Below are 15,534 nucleotides of genomic sequence, written 5' to 3' on the forward strand. Positions count from 1 at the left end.
CAATGTCAACCCATAACCCATCCCTCCAGCACACCAAGGTGCCCGGTCATGCGCCAGAGATTTCGCGTGCACTTCTCAAATGAGGCATGCGCCCCATTTCGCGCGCACTTTAGATGAGTCAACACGGGGTGTCGCGGCCCGGTGGCGGGGGCGGTAAAATGCACGAGGGGATCTTGCACATCGCTGATCCCCAGGCATTTTCCCGCCCCTCCCGGAAGGCATCCCCGCATCATGAGCAACCGCTTAGGCATTGGCTGGTCCCTGCACGGGGACGGCAAGACAATCCGTCCAGGCACCGTGGTGGCCCCCGATGAGCGCTTGGCCTGGCCGCAGACCATCGGGGTGGGCGTCCAGCACGTCATGGCGATGTTCGGTGCCACCGTGCTGGTTCCCACGATCACCGGGTTCCCCGTCACCACCACATTGCTGTTCACCGGCATCGGCACCCTGCTTTTCCTGATCATCACCGCCGGACGGGTCCCCAGCTACTTGGGTTCCTCCTTCGCCTTTATCGCACCGGTCACCGGGGCGATGGCCACCCACGGAATGGGCGGGGCGCTGGGCGGGATCGTGATGGCCGGAGCCGCGCTGTTCATCGTGGGGTTGATCGTGCAAAAGGCCGGCACCGGCTGGATCCACGCGCTGATGCCGCCGGTGGTCATGGGCACCATCGTCGCGCTCATCGGGCTCAACCTTGCCACCTCGACCACCGAGAAGATCACCACCTGGCCGCTGACCACGTTCTCCACGGTGCTGGCGATCATCATCACCACGGTGGCGTTCCGCGGAATGCTCGGACGCCTCTCGATCCTGCTGGGAATCATCGTGGGCTACCTGGTCGCCTGGGCGCAGGGCCAGGTCGATTTCTCCGCCATCGGCGACGCCGCCTGGATCGGGCTGCCCTCCTTCGCCGCACCGTCCTTCCACCTGGACACGTTGACCCTCTTCCTGCCGGTGGTGTTCGTGCTCATTGCCGAGAACGTCGGCCACGTGAAGACCGTGGCGCTGATGACCGGGCGCGAACTCGACGACGTAAACGGGCGGGCGTTGATGGCCGACGGCGCCGCCACTATGATCGCCGGGATGGGTGGGGGCTCGGGCACCACCACGTACGCCGAAAACATTGGCGTCATGGCCTCCTCGCGCGTCTATTCGACGGCCGCTTACTGGGTCGCCGGTTCCGTGGCCATCGCGCTGGCGTTCTTCCCGAAGTTCGGGGTGCTGATCAACACCATCCCCCCGGGAGTCGCCGGCGGCGCGGGCATCGTGCTCTACGGGATGATCGCCATCGTCGGCGCCCGCCTCTGGGTGCAAAACAAGGTCGACTTCTCCAACCCGATCAACCTGATGACCGCCGGGACCGGGCTCATCATCGCCATTGCGCTCTTCGGCGGCAATGTCCTGTCGGTAGGGAACATGAGCTTCGGCGGCATCACCTTGGGCACCGCCGCCACCTTGGTGGTCTTCCACCTGATGCGTTCCATCGCCAGGGCGCGCGGAACCGAGCCGACGGACCTCGAGGAAACCAGCGGGGCCGCGCACTCCAAGCTGGGCTAGGGTCGTTTTCCACCACACCAAGGCCGAACGAGGGCAGGGCAGGAGTTCCATACCGGGGACGAGGCCCTGCTCGTTTTGCAGATCACCCGTCCCCCGAATCGAAGCCGGAGTACCTCCCCATGAACCTTCCCGAACGTTTCATTCCGTTCGTCCTGAGGGCAAGCAGGGCCAACGCACCGTTTCGCTCCGCCCCGGGTGCCCGGAGACGTCTGCATCAACGCACACTGCGCCCAACGTCCTACGGACCGCCCCGGCGGTTGAGGTCCGACGTTGCCATCTCCGCTGCGCGCAATGAGACCGGATGGCCCGTGTACACCCTCATCCCGCGCAACAGCACTGCCCGCGGAAGTGTGGTCTATGTCCACGGCGGCGGCTGGGTCAACGAGATCGCACCGCAGCACTGGCAACTCGCCGCCCAGATCGCCGCCGAGGCCATGATCACCGTCAAGGTCCTCATCTACCCCTTGGTTCCCTTTGGGAGCGCCCGGGAGGTCGTCGAAGGGGTCAGCGCAGAGGTCCTGGAATCCACCCGGGCCCATGGTCCCACCGTTCTCGCCGGAGACTCCGCCGGCGGGCAGATCGTGCTCTCGACCCTCCTGCGGCTTCGCGATATCCACGGTCTCACGCTGCCACGGGCCATCGCCATCTCCCCCGCGCTTGACCTGTCCATGACGAATCCGCAGATCCAGGTTGTTCAGCCGAGCGACCCATGGCTCGGGACCGAGGGGGCCAAGGTCTTTATCGATCTCTGGAAAGGCACCTTAGACGTGCTCGACCCCGTCGTCAGTCCGCTCGAAGGCAGCCTGGAGGGCCTGGGCCCCATCACCATCTTCTCCGGAACCCGCGACATCCTGAATCCCGACAGCAAGCTCTTCACAGCCAAGGCGACCACCGCAGGTGTCGATGTCGAGTTCATCGAGATCGATGGCCAGATTCACGTGTATCCGCTGCTGCCGACCAGGATCGGCCAGGATGCCCGCAAAAAGATCGTTGGGCGCGTGGCCGAGGCGATCTCGGACGTCACTTGGTGACCACAGCCCGTGGAGCAGCACGGCCCGTTCCCGGGGTAGCCGGCCATCGGGGTTAGTGCCTATCGATCCAGCAGTTCCAGGACGTCCTCGGCTACGCCCCAGGAGACGGTCACGCAGATCCCGCCGGGTCCGTAGGCATGCACGCACGGTGTCCCGCCAACATTCTCAAGCTCCACCCGGGGGCTGTGCCGTGTTGGCCTCCATCCGGCTTGCCGCCCAAGAACCGTCGCGTCGGCGAGCCGGGGATCGACCTCAATTGCCCAGGTCAGGATGCCTGCGGCCACATCCTGCTCCGGTGGTCCCCCTCGGAAAGTGCCGCACCGCCAAGGACGACGTGGGACTCGTAGGGAAAGATGTTGGTCCAAGTGGATTCGGCGACCGCCTCCATCTGGAATTCATCGATCCCGACGTTGCTTACCAGAACGTGTACTCCCCGCGTCGCGGTCAACCCTGCGTCGGCGGAGGGCCGCCAGCAACCTCGTTAAAGCGCCAACATGCCGGATCTCGAGCTGGCCGCCACCGGCCCTCAACCTGCCGTGGAGGTAGCCAAGGTAGGTGGGCATGTCCGCGAACGAAAGAGTAAGTGCCATTCCGCTGCGGAACCCGGGATGTTCCGCCGCGCAGAGCTCACGGAAATCCGGGAGCACCCTTGCCCACGGGGGTGACTGTTCGGCGAAGTCCGTGACGATGCGCCCGTGCACCCGGTGCACTCCCGAGGCGGGGTCCCGGGCAAGCTGCTCGAATGTCGCTTTGGTGACCTACGCCCAACGGGTCGCGGGATCATTCGGCGCGGTACCCGTGATGCCGAGCATCGCCCCGGCGGTGGGCTAGGTCGTTTCAAGGGGTTCGCGGTCGCTGAGCACGGTGACCGATCGGCCGGTTTCGAGCAGCCGAACGGCGATGCTCAGGCCGATCACCCCGGCACCAATGACCACCACATCGGCCGTACCCAAGCCTCCGGTCATGGCGTCCACTGTAGCGGCGGCCGGCCGCTTTACGCATAGTGGCCGGCAACCATTTCCGCGCGAAAGCTNAAGTAAACATGGCTCCGGCACCGCCGGAAGTCGAGGAACAAGTTGACCGGTTCGATTTCACCAAGACCTTCCGGGGAGGTCTTGAGGCCACAGCAGCGGGCATCATGCTCTCCCTCGGCAACCCGCAGGCCGGTGAGGCAGGCTACGTGGCGATCGAAACCGTCCAGGGCAGCCTCAACGGCATGGACGGAGGCTTCGCACTGCAACAGTCCGGTGCGTTGCACGGCGGCAAGCAAGCGCTCCAATACGTGGTGGTGCCCGGGTCGGGCCGCGGATCGCTCGAGGGCATCACCGGGGAACTGCACCTCACCATCGAGGACGACGGCACCCATCGCTACAAGCTCGACTTCGACTTTGAGCTCTAGCCCAAAACCAACCAGCGAGCATGGCCCCGCCGGGCGCTCCGTGACCCATTGGGCCAGTGGCGGAGGCCGATAGGCAAGTGGAACCATTATGCAGGGCACTTCGCAAAACGACCGGAAGCATCCCTCGGGGTATGAGCCGGCCGGATCCCGGGGCCGATGGTTTGGCCCGCCGACAGCCAAGGATGGAGGCGCTAGTTGATGATGGTGATCGGAGGCTCCTTGGCCAGCTCTTCGTCGCGGGTCAGTTTCTTGCTGGAGATCAACGGGGATCCGTCATCGCGCTGCAGCGCGAACACCGCCTCGATGTGTGGCTCCCCCTCGAGCACCGGGCCCTGCCCGTGCAACTTGATGGTGAATTCCGGGTCCTCGGGACTCACCGAGCACTCCTCCCCGCGCACCGAGAAGGAGATTTTCTCCTCGCCGGAACGCAGCGACGCGCTAAAGGTATCGATGGTGAGGTGGAAGTGCACCGAGGCATCGTTCCGGCGCAAGTTGAACTCCAACCCGTCCCATCCCGCGGGCAGGCGCGGATCGAATTGCCAGGAGCCGGTGTCGTCGCGCAACCCGGCAAAGCCATAGACAAGAGCCGCCCAGACTCCGCCTGTGGAGGCAACGTGCACCCCGTCGGCGGCATTGCCGTGCAGGTTCAGCAGGTCCACGTTCAACGCGTGCTCGAAGTAGTCGTAAGCCAGGTCCCCGTACCCGACCTCCGCCGCAAGGATCGCCTGGACCGTTGCCGAGAGCGTGGAATCCCCCGTGGTCAGCGGATCGTAGTAGTCGAAGTCGGCACGTTTCTGCTCGGCCGTGAAGTCCGAGGAACGCAGCCACAGGGCAAGCACCGTGTCCGCCTGCTTGAGCACCTGGAACCTGTAGATCACCAACGGGTGGAAGTGCAGCAACAGCGGGCGGTGTTCTGCCCCGGTCCCGGGCACGTCCCAGACCTCTCGGTTCAGGAACCCTGCGTCTTGCGGGTGGATGCCCACGGATTCGGAGAACGGGATGAACATCGCCTCGGCCGCCTCGGCCCAGTCCCTCATCTCGGTTTCGGAGATCACCAGCTCATCGACGATGCGCGCATAGTCATCGGGGAAATCTGTGGCCAGATAGGACATCAGGCGCACTGCGTAGTTCAGGTTGAAGCGCGCCATCACGTTGGTGAAGGTGTTGTCGTTGACCACCGCGGTGTACTCGTCGGGACCGGTGACCCCGTGGATGTGGAAGGTGCGACCGGAGCTGGTCTCGCGCCAGAACCCCAGCGAGTTCCACAACCGTGCGGTTTCCACCACGATTTCCGCCCCGCCGGCCAGCAGCAGCCCGGTGTCGCCGCTGGCTCCCACATAGCGGGCCAATGAATACACCACGTCCGCGTTGATGTGGTACTGCGCGGTGCCCGCCGGATAGTAGGCGCTGGCCTCCTCGCCATTGATCGTGCGCCACGGGAAGAGGATCCCGTGCTCGTTCAGGGTGGCCGCCCTCCGCCGGGCAGCGGGGATCATCGCCACCCGGGCACGCAGCGCATTGCGGGCCCACTGCGGGTTCGTATAGGTCAAAAACGGAAGCACGTAGATCTCGGTGTCCCAGAAATAGTGCCCTGAATACCCGTTGCCGGAGACCCCCTTGGCAGAGATCCCCAGCCCGTCGGAGCGTGCCGAGGCCTGGGCCAAGGCGAAGAGGTTCCAGCGGATCGCGCGCTGCAACAACGGATGGGCGTGGACCACCACGTCGGAGGCTTCCCAGAACGCATCGAGGAACTCGCGTTGCTCCCAGAAAAGATCGTCGGCGCCGCGCGGCACCAGGTGGTGAAGGGCCCGCACGCAACGGGTGAGCATCTCTGCGGTGTCGTGCCGCCGGGAGGTGTGGAAGGAGGCGAACTTGTCGATGTGCAGCGCCTCATCCTTCTCCAGGTAGGCGGAAACGGTGTGTTCGACGCGATCGTCAGTGACCGTGGAGTGCTCGGTGAACTCGGTGGTGCCCCCGGCAATGCGGGTCTCGTGCGCGATCGCCGCGGCAACGGACATGTTGGAGCCTCGCACGTAGTAGCTCAGTGCGAAGACCCCATCCTCCTCGCGGGTTCCCCCGGGCATCAGGGATCCCATCTCGCTTTTCACTGATTTGCGCGGGTCGAAGGCCCCCTCGCGGGCATCGGCCTCTGCGGGGGTCGGTACCGGACGGGTGCGTGATTGACCGACCAGCGCCGATTGGACGAAGACGTGGGCCGGGGCGTCCAGCAGCCGCACGGTGACGCGGAACAGTGCCAGGTGGCGTTCGGTGAACGAGACCATGGAACGGGTGCGCACCAGCACCCGGTGTCCCTCGGCCGTGCGCCAGGTGGTGTCGGAGACCAGGGTGCCGTCCTTGAAGTCCACCCGCAGTTCGTCCTTGAGGATCTCGGTGCGTCCGATTTCTAGCGCCTCGTCGTTGATGTAGACGCGTACGGTGCGCGCATCGGGCGCTGGAACCATCGTCTGCCCGGTCTCAGCGAGCCCGAATGCCGATTCGGCGTGGCGGATTTTCCAGGTTTCGTGCAGTCCGTTGATGAACATGCCCTCGGTTGATTCCCCGGTTCCCAGGGAGTCCCCCTGCATGCCCAAAAAGCCGTTGCCCAGCGAGAAGATCGTCCGTTCAACCGAGGGGTCGATGGGACGCGGATGCACGCGCGTGTAAGACCAGGTGTCCAGCTCGAAGTCGTCGCGCGCCTTCTGGCTGACCAGTTCATCCAAGTCGGCCACCACGATGTCGGCGCCTGCTGCGCGCAGCACCTCCGCCGGCTGGTCGCGGGCCACACCGACCACCATCCCGAATTCCCCGGCGGCGGCGGACTGCACACCGGAGACGGCGTCCTCGAAAACGACACATTCGTTTGGTGACCAGCCCAGGTCGCGGGCGGCGGCCAGGAAGGTGTCGGGGGCCGGCTTGCCCGCAAGGTTGCGAGCGGTGGCTTGCAGCCCACCGATCACGACGCTGAAATCATCGCGCAGGCCGGCGGCTTCCAGCACCTCCTCCGCGTTGCGCGAGGAGGAAACTACGGCGACCTCCAGTCCTGCCTTCTGGACCTGGCGCAGGTATGCCAGCGATCCCGGGTACGCTTCGATGCCGGTCTCGTGAAGGATCTTGCGGAACACCGTGTTCTTGCGGTTTCCCAGCGCACACACGCTCGTTGTCCCCGGAGCGTCGGTGTCCTTGCCCCATGGCAGTTCGATCCCGCGATCGGCGAGCACGGCGGCGACGCCCTCGTAGCGGGGCCGGCCGTCGACAAGTGCGAAGTAGTCTTCGAGGGTGTAGCTGCGGGTGATACCGGCTTCGGCGAAAAACCCGTCAAAGAGTTCCGCCCAAGCGACGCGGTGCACCTCGGCCGTGGGGGTCAACACCCCGTCCAGGTCAAAAAGCACGGCCTTGAAATCGCGGCGCCGGTAGGGGGCTCCGGTGGCGAGGGCTTCACGCATCGTGTTTGATTCCCAATCTCTTTGTGTCGGCGGCTTCCGGGCCTCCTGGATCTGCGGCAAGGTGCAGCGATCCGCGCTCACCTGCGGTCCTCAGGGGTCCCTGTCCCCGTGCACCCGCGCTCGCGGAGGATCACTCAGCCGGCTGAAGCGTGCGCCACCACCCTTGCGCCTGAAACGACCCGGATACCCCAAGCCTAGCGAGAGATCAACTCGCCAGTGAAACCACGGGCATGGTTCCACGGCTCCCCGGCGGTGATCTTGGATGCTCCACGGAGCCTGGTGCCTCGGGGCCGTGGGCGCTGACAGCCCATAACTTCAAGTCAAATCGTTATTCAAGAGTCCGACATAGTTGACCTCAACCCTTGAAAAGCGGATGCGCGCTATAGATGATGAGCAGTAGAAGGGCTTCGACCCGTTGCCGGTGCGGACCCTTCGCCTTCATGGGGGGAACATTTCGGTGGTCCAGCACAGGGGGCTTAGTTCCCGCCGAGGCATCTGTCCCTAGCGGAAACCGGGCATCCTGCGGAGCTCGCGTCCGACGGATCATTTATTCCCCTTCCTATACGTACCCCGGTGGCAGTGCCTACCGGTCCGATCAGGAGGAATAATGAACACATCACGACGGGGAAAAGTATACGCCTCATTGGCGACGTTGGGCGCTGCTGCGCTGGTTCTCACAAGTTGCGGAGGTGGCCCCGGGGCTCCCGAAACCACGGCTGCCAGCAGCGAGTCGGGGGCGGCCGAGGGCAAGGCCGAGGTGACGGTGTACGGCACCATCGCCGACACCGAGGCCGAGCTGCTTGAGAAATCCTGGGCCGACTGGTCCAAGGAAAACAACATCAAGATCAGCTACGAGGCATCAAAGGAATTTGAGACCCAGATCGCCGTCCGCGCCCAGGGAGGAAACGCGCCGGACCTGGCAATCTTCCCCCAGCCGGGGCTGCTGGGCGACTTGGCCACCCGGGGCTTCCTTAAACCGGCATCCGACGGAGTCAAGGCCAACGTCGAATCGGGCTGGTCCGAGGACTGGGCGGCTTACGGCACCGTGGACGGAACACTGTACGGGGCGCCGTTGATGGCCAGCGTGAAGGGCTGGGTCTGGTATTCGCCCTCCGAGTTCAAGGACAAGGGCTACGAGGTGCCCGACACCTGGCAGGGACTCCTTGACCTGACGGCACAGATCGAGAAGGACAAGAGCGCACCGCCATGGTGCGCCGGCTTCGGTTCCGGAGATGCAACCGGTTGGCCGGGCACCGACTGGGTCGAGGACCTGGTGTTGCGCCAGGGCGGCAAGGACGTCTATGACAAGTGGGTGTCCAACGACGTGAAGTTCACCGACCCGCAGATCGCCTCCGCGTTCGACGAGGTCGGCAAGATCCTGAAGAATCCCAAGTACGTCAATGCCGGATACGGCGACGTGGCTTCCATCAATGCCACCGCTTTCGGTGACGTTGCCGATGTACTGGTCAGCGGCAAATGCTCGCTGCACCACCAGGCCTCGTTCTTCAGTGGCTTCATCGCCGATGCCGGCGGCACCGTTGGCCCGGATGCTGACCTCTGGGGCTTCGTCACCCCGTCCATGGAGGCCGGAGGCAACTCGGTGACCGGTGGCGGCGAGATCGTCGGTGCCTTCAACGATGACCCGTCGGTCATCAAGGTGCAGGAATACCTCTCGAGCGCCGACTGGGCCAATTCCCGGGTCAAGCTTGGCGGTGTGCTCTCGGCCAACAAGGGCCTGGACCCGGCGAACGCGTCGGACCCGCTCCTGCAGGAAGCAGTAAAGATCCTGCAGGATCCGGCGACGACGTTCCGCTTTGACGCCTCGGACCTGATGCCGGGTTCGGTGGGCGCGGGCTCCTTCTGGAAGGGCATGGTCGACTGGATCAACGGATCCGAGACCGACACCGTGCTCAAGGCGATCGAGTCCGGCTGGCCTTCGTCGTAGTTCCCCAAACGAGGTGCGCCGCAGGGCGGCTCCGGGTCGCTGTCACCGACCCGGTTCCGCCCGGGGCACCATCGGGGATCCACCCGGTCGCTGCACAAGCACCTCGAACGTGAACCTACTAATTCCTGCACCGCCACCGCGAACGCGCATCCCGGACCCCACGGGACCGGATGATTTGCCCGCGGTCCCGTCGACAGATCGGCACCCGGCATCATGACCCGTTTCCTTCAATGGCTCAGCACCATGCCCACCCTGGCGCAGATCCCGATCATCATCGGTGTGTTCCTGGCCGTGGTGCTCCTGCTGCTTTTCCTCATCGAGCTCGCACCCCGGGCCGGAAAGAAGTTCACCATCATCCGGGCCATCGCCTGCGTCGCCTTCCCGCTGCTGATGGTCGCGATCCTGAATTCCTATACATGGGCCATCATCGCCGCCGGATTCTTGGGCCTTGGCCTGTTTTTCCTTGACTACCGTTCGCGCCACGGTGCCGGCTACGTCTTCGCGCTGGTGGGATTCCTGTCCCCGGCATTGCTGCTGCTGGTGGCAGGCCTGGTGATCCCGACGATCCAAACCACGATGGCATCGTTCATGAATTCGCGCGGCACCGAATTCGTGGGGCTGGAGAACTTCGCCTGGATCTTCACCCAACCGGCGGGTATCCGCACGGTGCTCAACACCATGGCGTGGGTTCTTGTGGCCCCGGCCGTGTCAACGATTGCCGGGTTGGCCTACGCGGTGTTCATCGACAAGTCCCGCGGGGAGAAGTTCTTCAAGATCCTGGTGTTCATGCCGATGGCGATCTCCTTCGTCGGTGCCTCCATCATTTGGCGCTTCGTCTACACCGCCCGTCCGGCCGACGCCGAGCAGATCGGCTTGCTGAACCAGCTGATCGTCTGGCTCGGCGGATCCCCCGTCCAGTTCCTGCAGCAACAGCCGTGGAACACCTTGGCGCTGATCGTGGTGCTGATCTGGGTTCAAACGGGGTTTGCCATGGTGATCCTCTCCGCGGCGATCAAGGCGGTTCCGATCGAGCAGCTCGAAGCCTCAGAGCTGGACGGAGCCAACGGTTGGCAGCGTTTTTTCAACGTGACCCTTCCGGGAATCCGGTCCTCGCTGGTCGTCGTGCTGACCACCATCTCGATCGCGTCCCTGAAGGTCTTTGACATCGTCCGCACCATGACGGCCGGCGCCAACGACACCTCGGTGATCGCCAACGAGATGTACACGCAGTTCCGGAACTTCGAAGGTGGCCGCTCGGCCGCTTTCGCCGTCATCCTGTTCGTCATGGTGATGCCCATCGTCATTTACAACGCCCGACAGATCAAACGGCAAAGGGAGCTGCGCTGATGTCCACGCTGACCACGATCCAACCAGGTGCCAAGGTGCCCAAGGACGGGCAGCGGCCCCAACGCCGCAAGGCGGCCTCCCTGGCCAAGACGCGGCTGACCAACCGCTGGGCCACCTTGGCAGCTCTTGTCATTGCCGCGCTGTGGACCATCCCGACCATCGGCCTGCTGGTTTCATCCTTCCGGCCGGCGCAGCAGGTCCGCACCACCGGCTGGTGGACGATCTTTGAGAACTGGGGCTTCACCACCGATAACTACACCGCGGTACTACAGGCCGGGAATACCCAGCTGACCATGGCAGGGTCGTTCATCAACTCGATCGCCATCACCTTGCCGGCAACGGTGATCCCGCTGGTGATGGCCACCATGGCCGCCTACGCCTTCGCGTGGATGCGTTTCCCGGGCAGGGACCTGGTCTTCGTGCTCGTCTTTGCACTGCAGATCGTGCCCATCCAGATGGCCTTGGTGCCGTTGCTTCGACTCTTTGCCGCCGGGGAGCTCTTCGGCGTCCCGGTCATTGGGGCGTTTGGTTCGGCCGGGTATGCGCAGGTATGGATCGCACACACCATCTTCGCCCTGCCTCTGGCGATCTTCCTGCTGCACAACTTCATCGCCGAGATCCCCAATGAGATCATCGAGGCGGCACGGGTCGACGGTGCAAGCCACGGACAGATATTTTTCCGGATCGTGCTGCCGCTGACAGCCCCGGCGATTGCCGCTTTTTCCATCTTCCAGTTCCTCTGGGTCTGGAACGACCTGCTGGTGGCATTGATATTTGCCGACGGTCCGGTCGCACCGATCACTAAGCTTTTGGCCGAGATCACCGGCAGCCGGGGACAGGACTGGCACCTGCTCACCGCCGGGGCGTTCGTGGCGATGATCGTGCCCCTGGCAGTGTTCTTCGCGCTGCAGCGCTACTTCGTTCGCGGGCTGATGGCAGGTTCCGCAAAGGGCTAGGCGGCAGAATCCCGGGCCTTTGGATCCCGGCGCGGCATCTTGCCTAGGTCCTCTCCCAGCAAAGTCGACGCTTGACTCGTTACGATGGAGGACGTGGCTGACTGGATTAAGACTTGGACCGAAGACAATTGGCGTGCAGAGGTGCTCGCATGGATTGACATGGCCTGCGAGGCATATTCCATCGAACGCATAGGCCCACTTCAGAACGGTTCTTCGTCCATCCGCGCTGTGCACCGGAGGGTGCCCACGGCGTCCGGGCTGCTCTACTTCAAGGCGGTGGCACCCGGGCAATTATTCGAGCCGCCGGTGAGCGCCGTGGCCGCCGCACTGGTACCCGAACGTTTGGTCATGCCGCTGGCCATCAACCCGGAGCGCGGCTGGATGCTCAGCCCCGACTACGGTGCCACGCTCGATGAGTTGGCCACCACCCCCCTGATGTGGGCGCGTGCCCTCGGCGCCCTGGGTGAGCTTCAACGCGAGGTCGTCGACTGCGAGGAAGCTCTCTTTGATGCCGGGTTGCAGATCCTTGATCCGGCGCGGATTCCCGACGAATTCAACAACGCGCTTACCCTGCATGCTTCGCTGCCGGCCGGCCACCCGCTGGGCATTACGACCCGCGATGCCGATCACGCCTTCGCTGCCTTCAAGGACATCGAAGAGGCCTGTGCACAGCTCTCCGCTGGGGCAATCCCGTTGAGCCTGGAGCACGGGTCCTTCGACCGCCGCAGGGTCTTTGCGCCCACGGACGAAAGCAACGCTCCCCGGATCCTGAACCTGGGCGATGCACACTGGGCGCATCCTTTCGCCTCGCTGGCCAGGCCGGTGGAACGGATGCAAATCGATTTCCGTACCTCGGCCGACGACCCCCGGATCATCCAGGCCATCGGTGCGTATCTTGGCGCATGGAGCGACTACGGCTCACCGGATGAACTATATGAATTGGTCGCACCGGCCATCCGCATTTCACCGCTGCACACCCATGAAACCTGGTTGCAATTGCTGGCCGAGGCCGATGAACCCACGATGCTGCGCTGGGCCCCGATGGTCTTGGAGCCGCTGGCGTCCTTGGCCAGTGCCACGGCCTGAGCCCGATCACACCATCCGCCGGCGCCGACTAGGCGTGATCGGTGCCCGAACCGCCGCTTTGGGGCCAATAGCCGCGCTCATCCATGACCCCGGCCAGGACATCGGCCCGGTCGCTCATGATCCCGTCGACACCCATGTCGAGCAGCCGGTGCATCTGCGCAGCCTCGTTAATGACCCAGACATGCACCTGCAGTCCGGCGGAGTGGGCATGGTCAATAAACTTCGGGCTCACCACGCGGACCGCGCCTTGTTTCTCCGGAACCTGCAGCGCATCGACGTTGCGGTAGAGGGCACCGGGCAGCGGCACTATGCGGCCCAGCAGGGTTGCGGCGCCGACCCCCAGCACTCCGGGGCTTGCAGCAATCGGTGAACCAGGGGCCGAGGCGGCCAGCAATTGTTGGAACTTGCGCCGGCGCAACCCGTTGAACGCGGCCACCAAGACCCTGTCGCGAGCGCCATGGCGGTTGATCGCATTGGCCAAAAGCCTCGCAGCCCCAGGTTCCTTGACATCCACGTTGAAGTGCGAGTCCCCGAAGGTCTCCAGCAATTGATCAAAGGTGGGGATCGCCTCCCCAGCCACCCGCAATTCCGAAAGTTCGGCCCAGGTGCAATCTGAGACCTTGCGCCGGTCCCCGGCAAGACGGAGCAGGTCGTCATCGTGATAAACCATCAACACCCCGTCCTTGCTCGCGTGGACATCGGTCTCCAGGTACTTGAACCCCAGGCGGTGAGCCGCGGCGAACGCCTTTACCGTGTTTTCCTCGCCATCGGGGGCGAACCCGCGGTGGGAGAACGCCAGCGGAAATCCCTCCAGGGGGCACCCTGCGGTGTTGCGCAGGAACGGTGCCGTTCCGACCCGTGGTTGGCTCTGCATGTCCGTCTCCCGAAGTAGGTGCTCACTTGAAACGATCGTATGGGTGCACCACTGTCTTTGCTAGCGTGTTTGCCGCGTACGGCCGGCGAGCAGATCTTCAAGGATCCTGGCAACCCCGTCCTGTTCGACACCCGGAGCCCGGTACGCGGCCGCGGCCAAGGCAGCCGGGTGTCCCGAGGCCATCGCGTACCCATGGCCGGCCCAGGCAAGCATCTGCCGGTCGTTGGGCATGTCACCGAAGGCAGCCACGTGGTCCGCCGATATCCCCAGACCCGCGGCATAGGCGCCCAAGGCGACGGACTTGTTGACATCCACGTGCGCCATTTCCAGCAATGCCACGTCGAAAGCGGAATGGGTCACCGAGACAAGGCGTCCCAGAACCGGTTCCATGGCGGCCATGAAGTCATCGGATCCCCGGGTGCGGGACTTTGCCAGGAACTTCACCACTCCGTCGGTGGCCAACTGGGCCGAGCGCAGGTCCAGAGATTGGAATTCCCCGAGCCGCTGGGCCGCCGAATCGTCGGCGAAGCCCTGTCCCAGGTGCAGGCCGAGGGTGGTTTCCGCGGCGAATGTCGCCGAAGGCTCGGCGTGCAGGATGAGTTCGCGCGCACTGAGCAACGACTGCGGTGCAATGGTTGCGGCACTGAGCAGCTTTTCGGCTTCCAGGTCGTAGAGCACCGCCCCGTTGGAACAGATCACCGTGCCAAGGTGGCCGAAGGCACGGCGCACCGGCTCGAGCCAGCGAACCGGACGCCCGGTGACGAACACGATGTGGATCCCCGCATCGCGTGCAGCGCCGAAGGCCTTGATGGTGCGCGCGGAAATGCTCCCGTCGGCACGGATGATCGTTCCGTCCAGATCGCTGGCGATAAGTCGCACATCCATGTCCGATTCCTCCCCTGTGAGTCCTGGCTAGGAGATTTCTTGGCCGGTGGGCGGGTTCGCCCCGGGCCGCGAGACGGTGATGGCGGCGGCGCGTGCGGCATAGTCCAGGACCTCGCGCAGCGTCTCGGTGTCCAGTTTGTGCAGGGCTTCGCGCTTGGCGCTGCCCAGCAGCCCACGGACCTCAAGGGCGGAGATCATCGCGGAGATGAACGAGTCCCCGGCGCCCACGGTGTCCGCGACGTCGACAACCGGTGCCTCGGTGCGCGCCGTGCCGGCCTTCACAAGGCCCCAGGGGCCGCCGGAGCCATACGTGGCCACGACCATTGCGGGGCCCAAATCAAGCCAGGCGGCCGCGGTGTCGGCCACGCGGCGGTTGGGATAGAGCCATTCCAGGTCCGAGTCCGAGGCCCGCACCACGTCTGCCAGAGCAACGAAACGCTCGACGTCCGCGACGGCCCGGGCGTGGTCGGTGATCAGCGAGGACCTGATGTTGGGATCGTAGGAGATGGTGGCGTGCGGACGGGCGGCCTCGATGAACCGCAGCACCTTGGACGCACCGGGCTCCAGCAAGGTGGCCAGCGAGCCGGTGTGCACCAGCTGGGCATCGGCCAACGCCGGGGTGTGCGCGGGGAGCTCGGGCAGGTCCCAGTGCACCTCGAAGGTGTAGCTGGCAGCTCCCACGGGATCCAGGGTGCCGCGTGCCGTCGAGGTCGGGGCGTCGTCGGGACCGCAAATGTAGCGCACGTCGTTGGTGTTCAACGAGTGCTGGATCATCTGTCCGTACTCGTCCTCACCCCAGCGTCCGATGAACGTGACGGGGTGCCCCAGTTTGGCCAGGCCGACGGCGACGTTCAGCGGGCTTCCACCCACGAAGGAACGTGGCGCGCTGATCCCGCCGGAAAGCACGTCGACCAAGGCCTCGCCTATGACCGTCAGCACATCGGACTCCTCATTCTTAGTTGGGGCATCGAGTCCAATATACCGGTCGGTAGCCCTAGGACCGGCAGTGTG

Annotated in this window: 13 protein-coding genes; 7 read left to right on the forward strand and 6 right to left on the reverse strand. The window is 64.6% G+C overall.

The window, feature by feature from the left end; genetic code table 11:
* The first annotated feature begins 231 nt into the window (after positions 1 to 231).
* Both ABEA12_RS10195 and ABEA12_RS10200 read left to right on the forward strand, forming a co-directional pair.
* A complete protein-coding gene (locus ABEA12_RS10195) occupies positions 232 to 1,557 on the forward strand; it encodes a uracil-xanthine permease family protein (protein WP_210102254.1) in 1,326 nt (441 codons plus the stop codon).
* A 308-nt stretch (positions 1,558 to 1,865) separates the two neighbouring features.
* Positions 1,866 to 2,588: an alpha/beta hydrolase fold domain-containing protein gene (locus ABEA12_RS10200; RefSeq protein ID WP_345467989.1), complete on the forward strand. Its 723-nt coding sequence runs from the start codon at positions 1,866 to 1,868 to the stop codon at positions 2,586 to 2,588.
* Positions 2,589 to 2,647: 59 nt separating this feature from the next.
* On the opposite strand, the gene ABEA12_RS10205 is transcribed toward ABEA12_RS10200, so the two are convergent.
* Positions 2,648 to 2,872 carry a hypothetical protein gene (locus ABEA12_RS10205; protein WP_210102256.1) on the reverse strand — a complete coding sequence of 75 codons (225 nt, stop codon included), beginning with the start codon at positions 2,870 to 2,872 and terminating at the stop codon, positions 2,648 to 2,650.
* A gap of 543 nt (positions 2,873 to 3,415) precedes the next feature.
* A complete protein-coding gene (locus ABEA12_RS10210; protein WP_210102257.1) occupies positions 3,416 to 3,553 on the reverse strand; it encodes an FAD-dependent oxidoreductase in 138 nt (45 codons plus the stop codon).
* A 77-nt stretch (positions 3,554 to 3,630) separates the two neighbouring features.
* Between ABEA12_RS10210 and ABEA12_RS10215 the strand changes: the two genes are divergently transcribed.
* Positions 3,631 to 3,987: a DUF3224 domain-containing protein gene (locus tag ABEA12_RS10215; protein ID WP_345467995.1), complete on the forward strand. Its 357-nt coding sequence runs from the start codon at positions 3,631 to 3,633 to the stop codon at positions 3,985 to 3,987.
* 191 nt (positions 3,988 to 4,178) lie between these two features.
* On the opposite strand, the gene ABEA12_RS10220 is transcribed toward ABEA12_RS10215, so the two are convergent.
* A complete protein-coding gene (locus ABEA12_RS10220; protein WP_210102259.1) occupies positions 4,179 to 7,430 on the reverse strand; it encodes a beta-phosphoglucomutase family hydrolase in 3,252 nt (1,083 codons plus the stop codon).
* 607 nt (positions 7,431 to 8,037) lie between these two features.
* Between ABEA12_RS10220 and ABEA12_RS10225 the strand changes: the two genes are divergently transcribed.
* From ABEA12_RS10225 to ABEA12_RS10240, 4 genes are all read left to right on the forward strand, one after another.
* Positions 8,038 to 9,375 (forward strand): ABC transporter substrate-binding protein, encoded by a 1,338-nt coding sequence (locus ABEA12_RS10225; protein WP_210102260.1) that lies wholly within the window; start codon positions 8,038 to 8,040, stop codon positions 9,373 to 9,375.
* Positions 9,376 to 9,588: 213 nt separating this feature from the next.
* Positions 9,589 to 10,722, forward strand: a complete 1,134-nt coding sequence (locus ABEA12_RS10230; protein WP_210102261.1) for a carbohydrate ABC transporter permease — start codon at positions 9,589 to 9,591, stop codon at positions 10,720 to 10,722.
* The gene (locus ABEA12_RS10235) at positions 10,722 to 11,678 is read left to right on the forward strand and encodes a carbohydrate ABC transporter permease (protein WP_210102262.1); all 957 of its coding nucleotides are present in this window, start codon (positions 10,722 to 10,724) and stop codon (positions 11,676 to 11,678) included. The genes ABEA12_RS10230 and ABEA12_RS10235 overlap by 1 nt, the downstream gene beginning before the upstream one ends.
* A gap of 93 nt (positions 11,679 to 11,771) precedes the next feature.
* Positions 11,772 to 12,764: a hypothetical protein gene (locus ABEA12_RS10240; protein ID WP_210102263.1), complete on the forward strand. Its 993-nt coding sequence runs from the start codon at positions 11,772 to 11,774 to the stop codon at positions 12,762 to 12,764.
* 28 nt (positions 12,765 to 12,792) lie between these two features.
* On the opposite strand, the gene ABEA12_RS10245 is transcribed toward ABEA12_RS10240, so the two are convergent.
* Genes ABEA12_RS10245 through ABEA12_RS10255 form a run of 3 tightly spaced genes read right to left on the reverse strand, consistent with a single transcriptional unit; the run spans position 12,793 to position 15,462 of the window.
* Positions 12,793 to 13,638 (reverse strand): glycerophosphodiester phosphodiesterase family protein, encoded by an 846-nt coding sequence (locus tag ABEA12_RS10245; protein ID WP_210102264.1) that lies wholly within the window; start codon positions 13,636 to 13,638, stop codon positions 12,793 to 12,795.
* A 60-nt stretch (positions 13,639 to 13,698) separates the two neighbouring features.
* The gene (locus ABEA12_RS10250) at positions 13,699 to 14,523 is read right to left on the reverse strand and encodes an HAD-IIB family hydrolase (protein ID WP_210102265.1); all 825 of its coding nucleotides are present in this window, start codon (positions 14,521 to 14,523) and stop codon (positions 13,699 to 13,701) included.
* A gap of 27 nt (positions 14,524 to 14,550) precedes the next feature.
* Entirely contained in the window at positions 14,551 to 15,462 is a 912-nt protein-coding gene (locus ABEA12_RS10255) for a carbohydrate kinase family protein (RefSeq protein ID WP_210102266.1), read from the reverse strand.
* Positions 15,463 to 15,534 lie beyond the last annotated feature (72 nt).

This window comes from Paeniglutamicibacter antarcticus (genome assembly GCF_039544305.1).
Classification (GTDB): domain Bacteria; phylum Actinomycetota; class Actinomycetes; order Actinomycetales; family Micrococcaceae; genus Paeniglutamicibacter; species Paeniglutamicibacter antarcticus_C.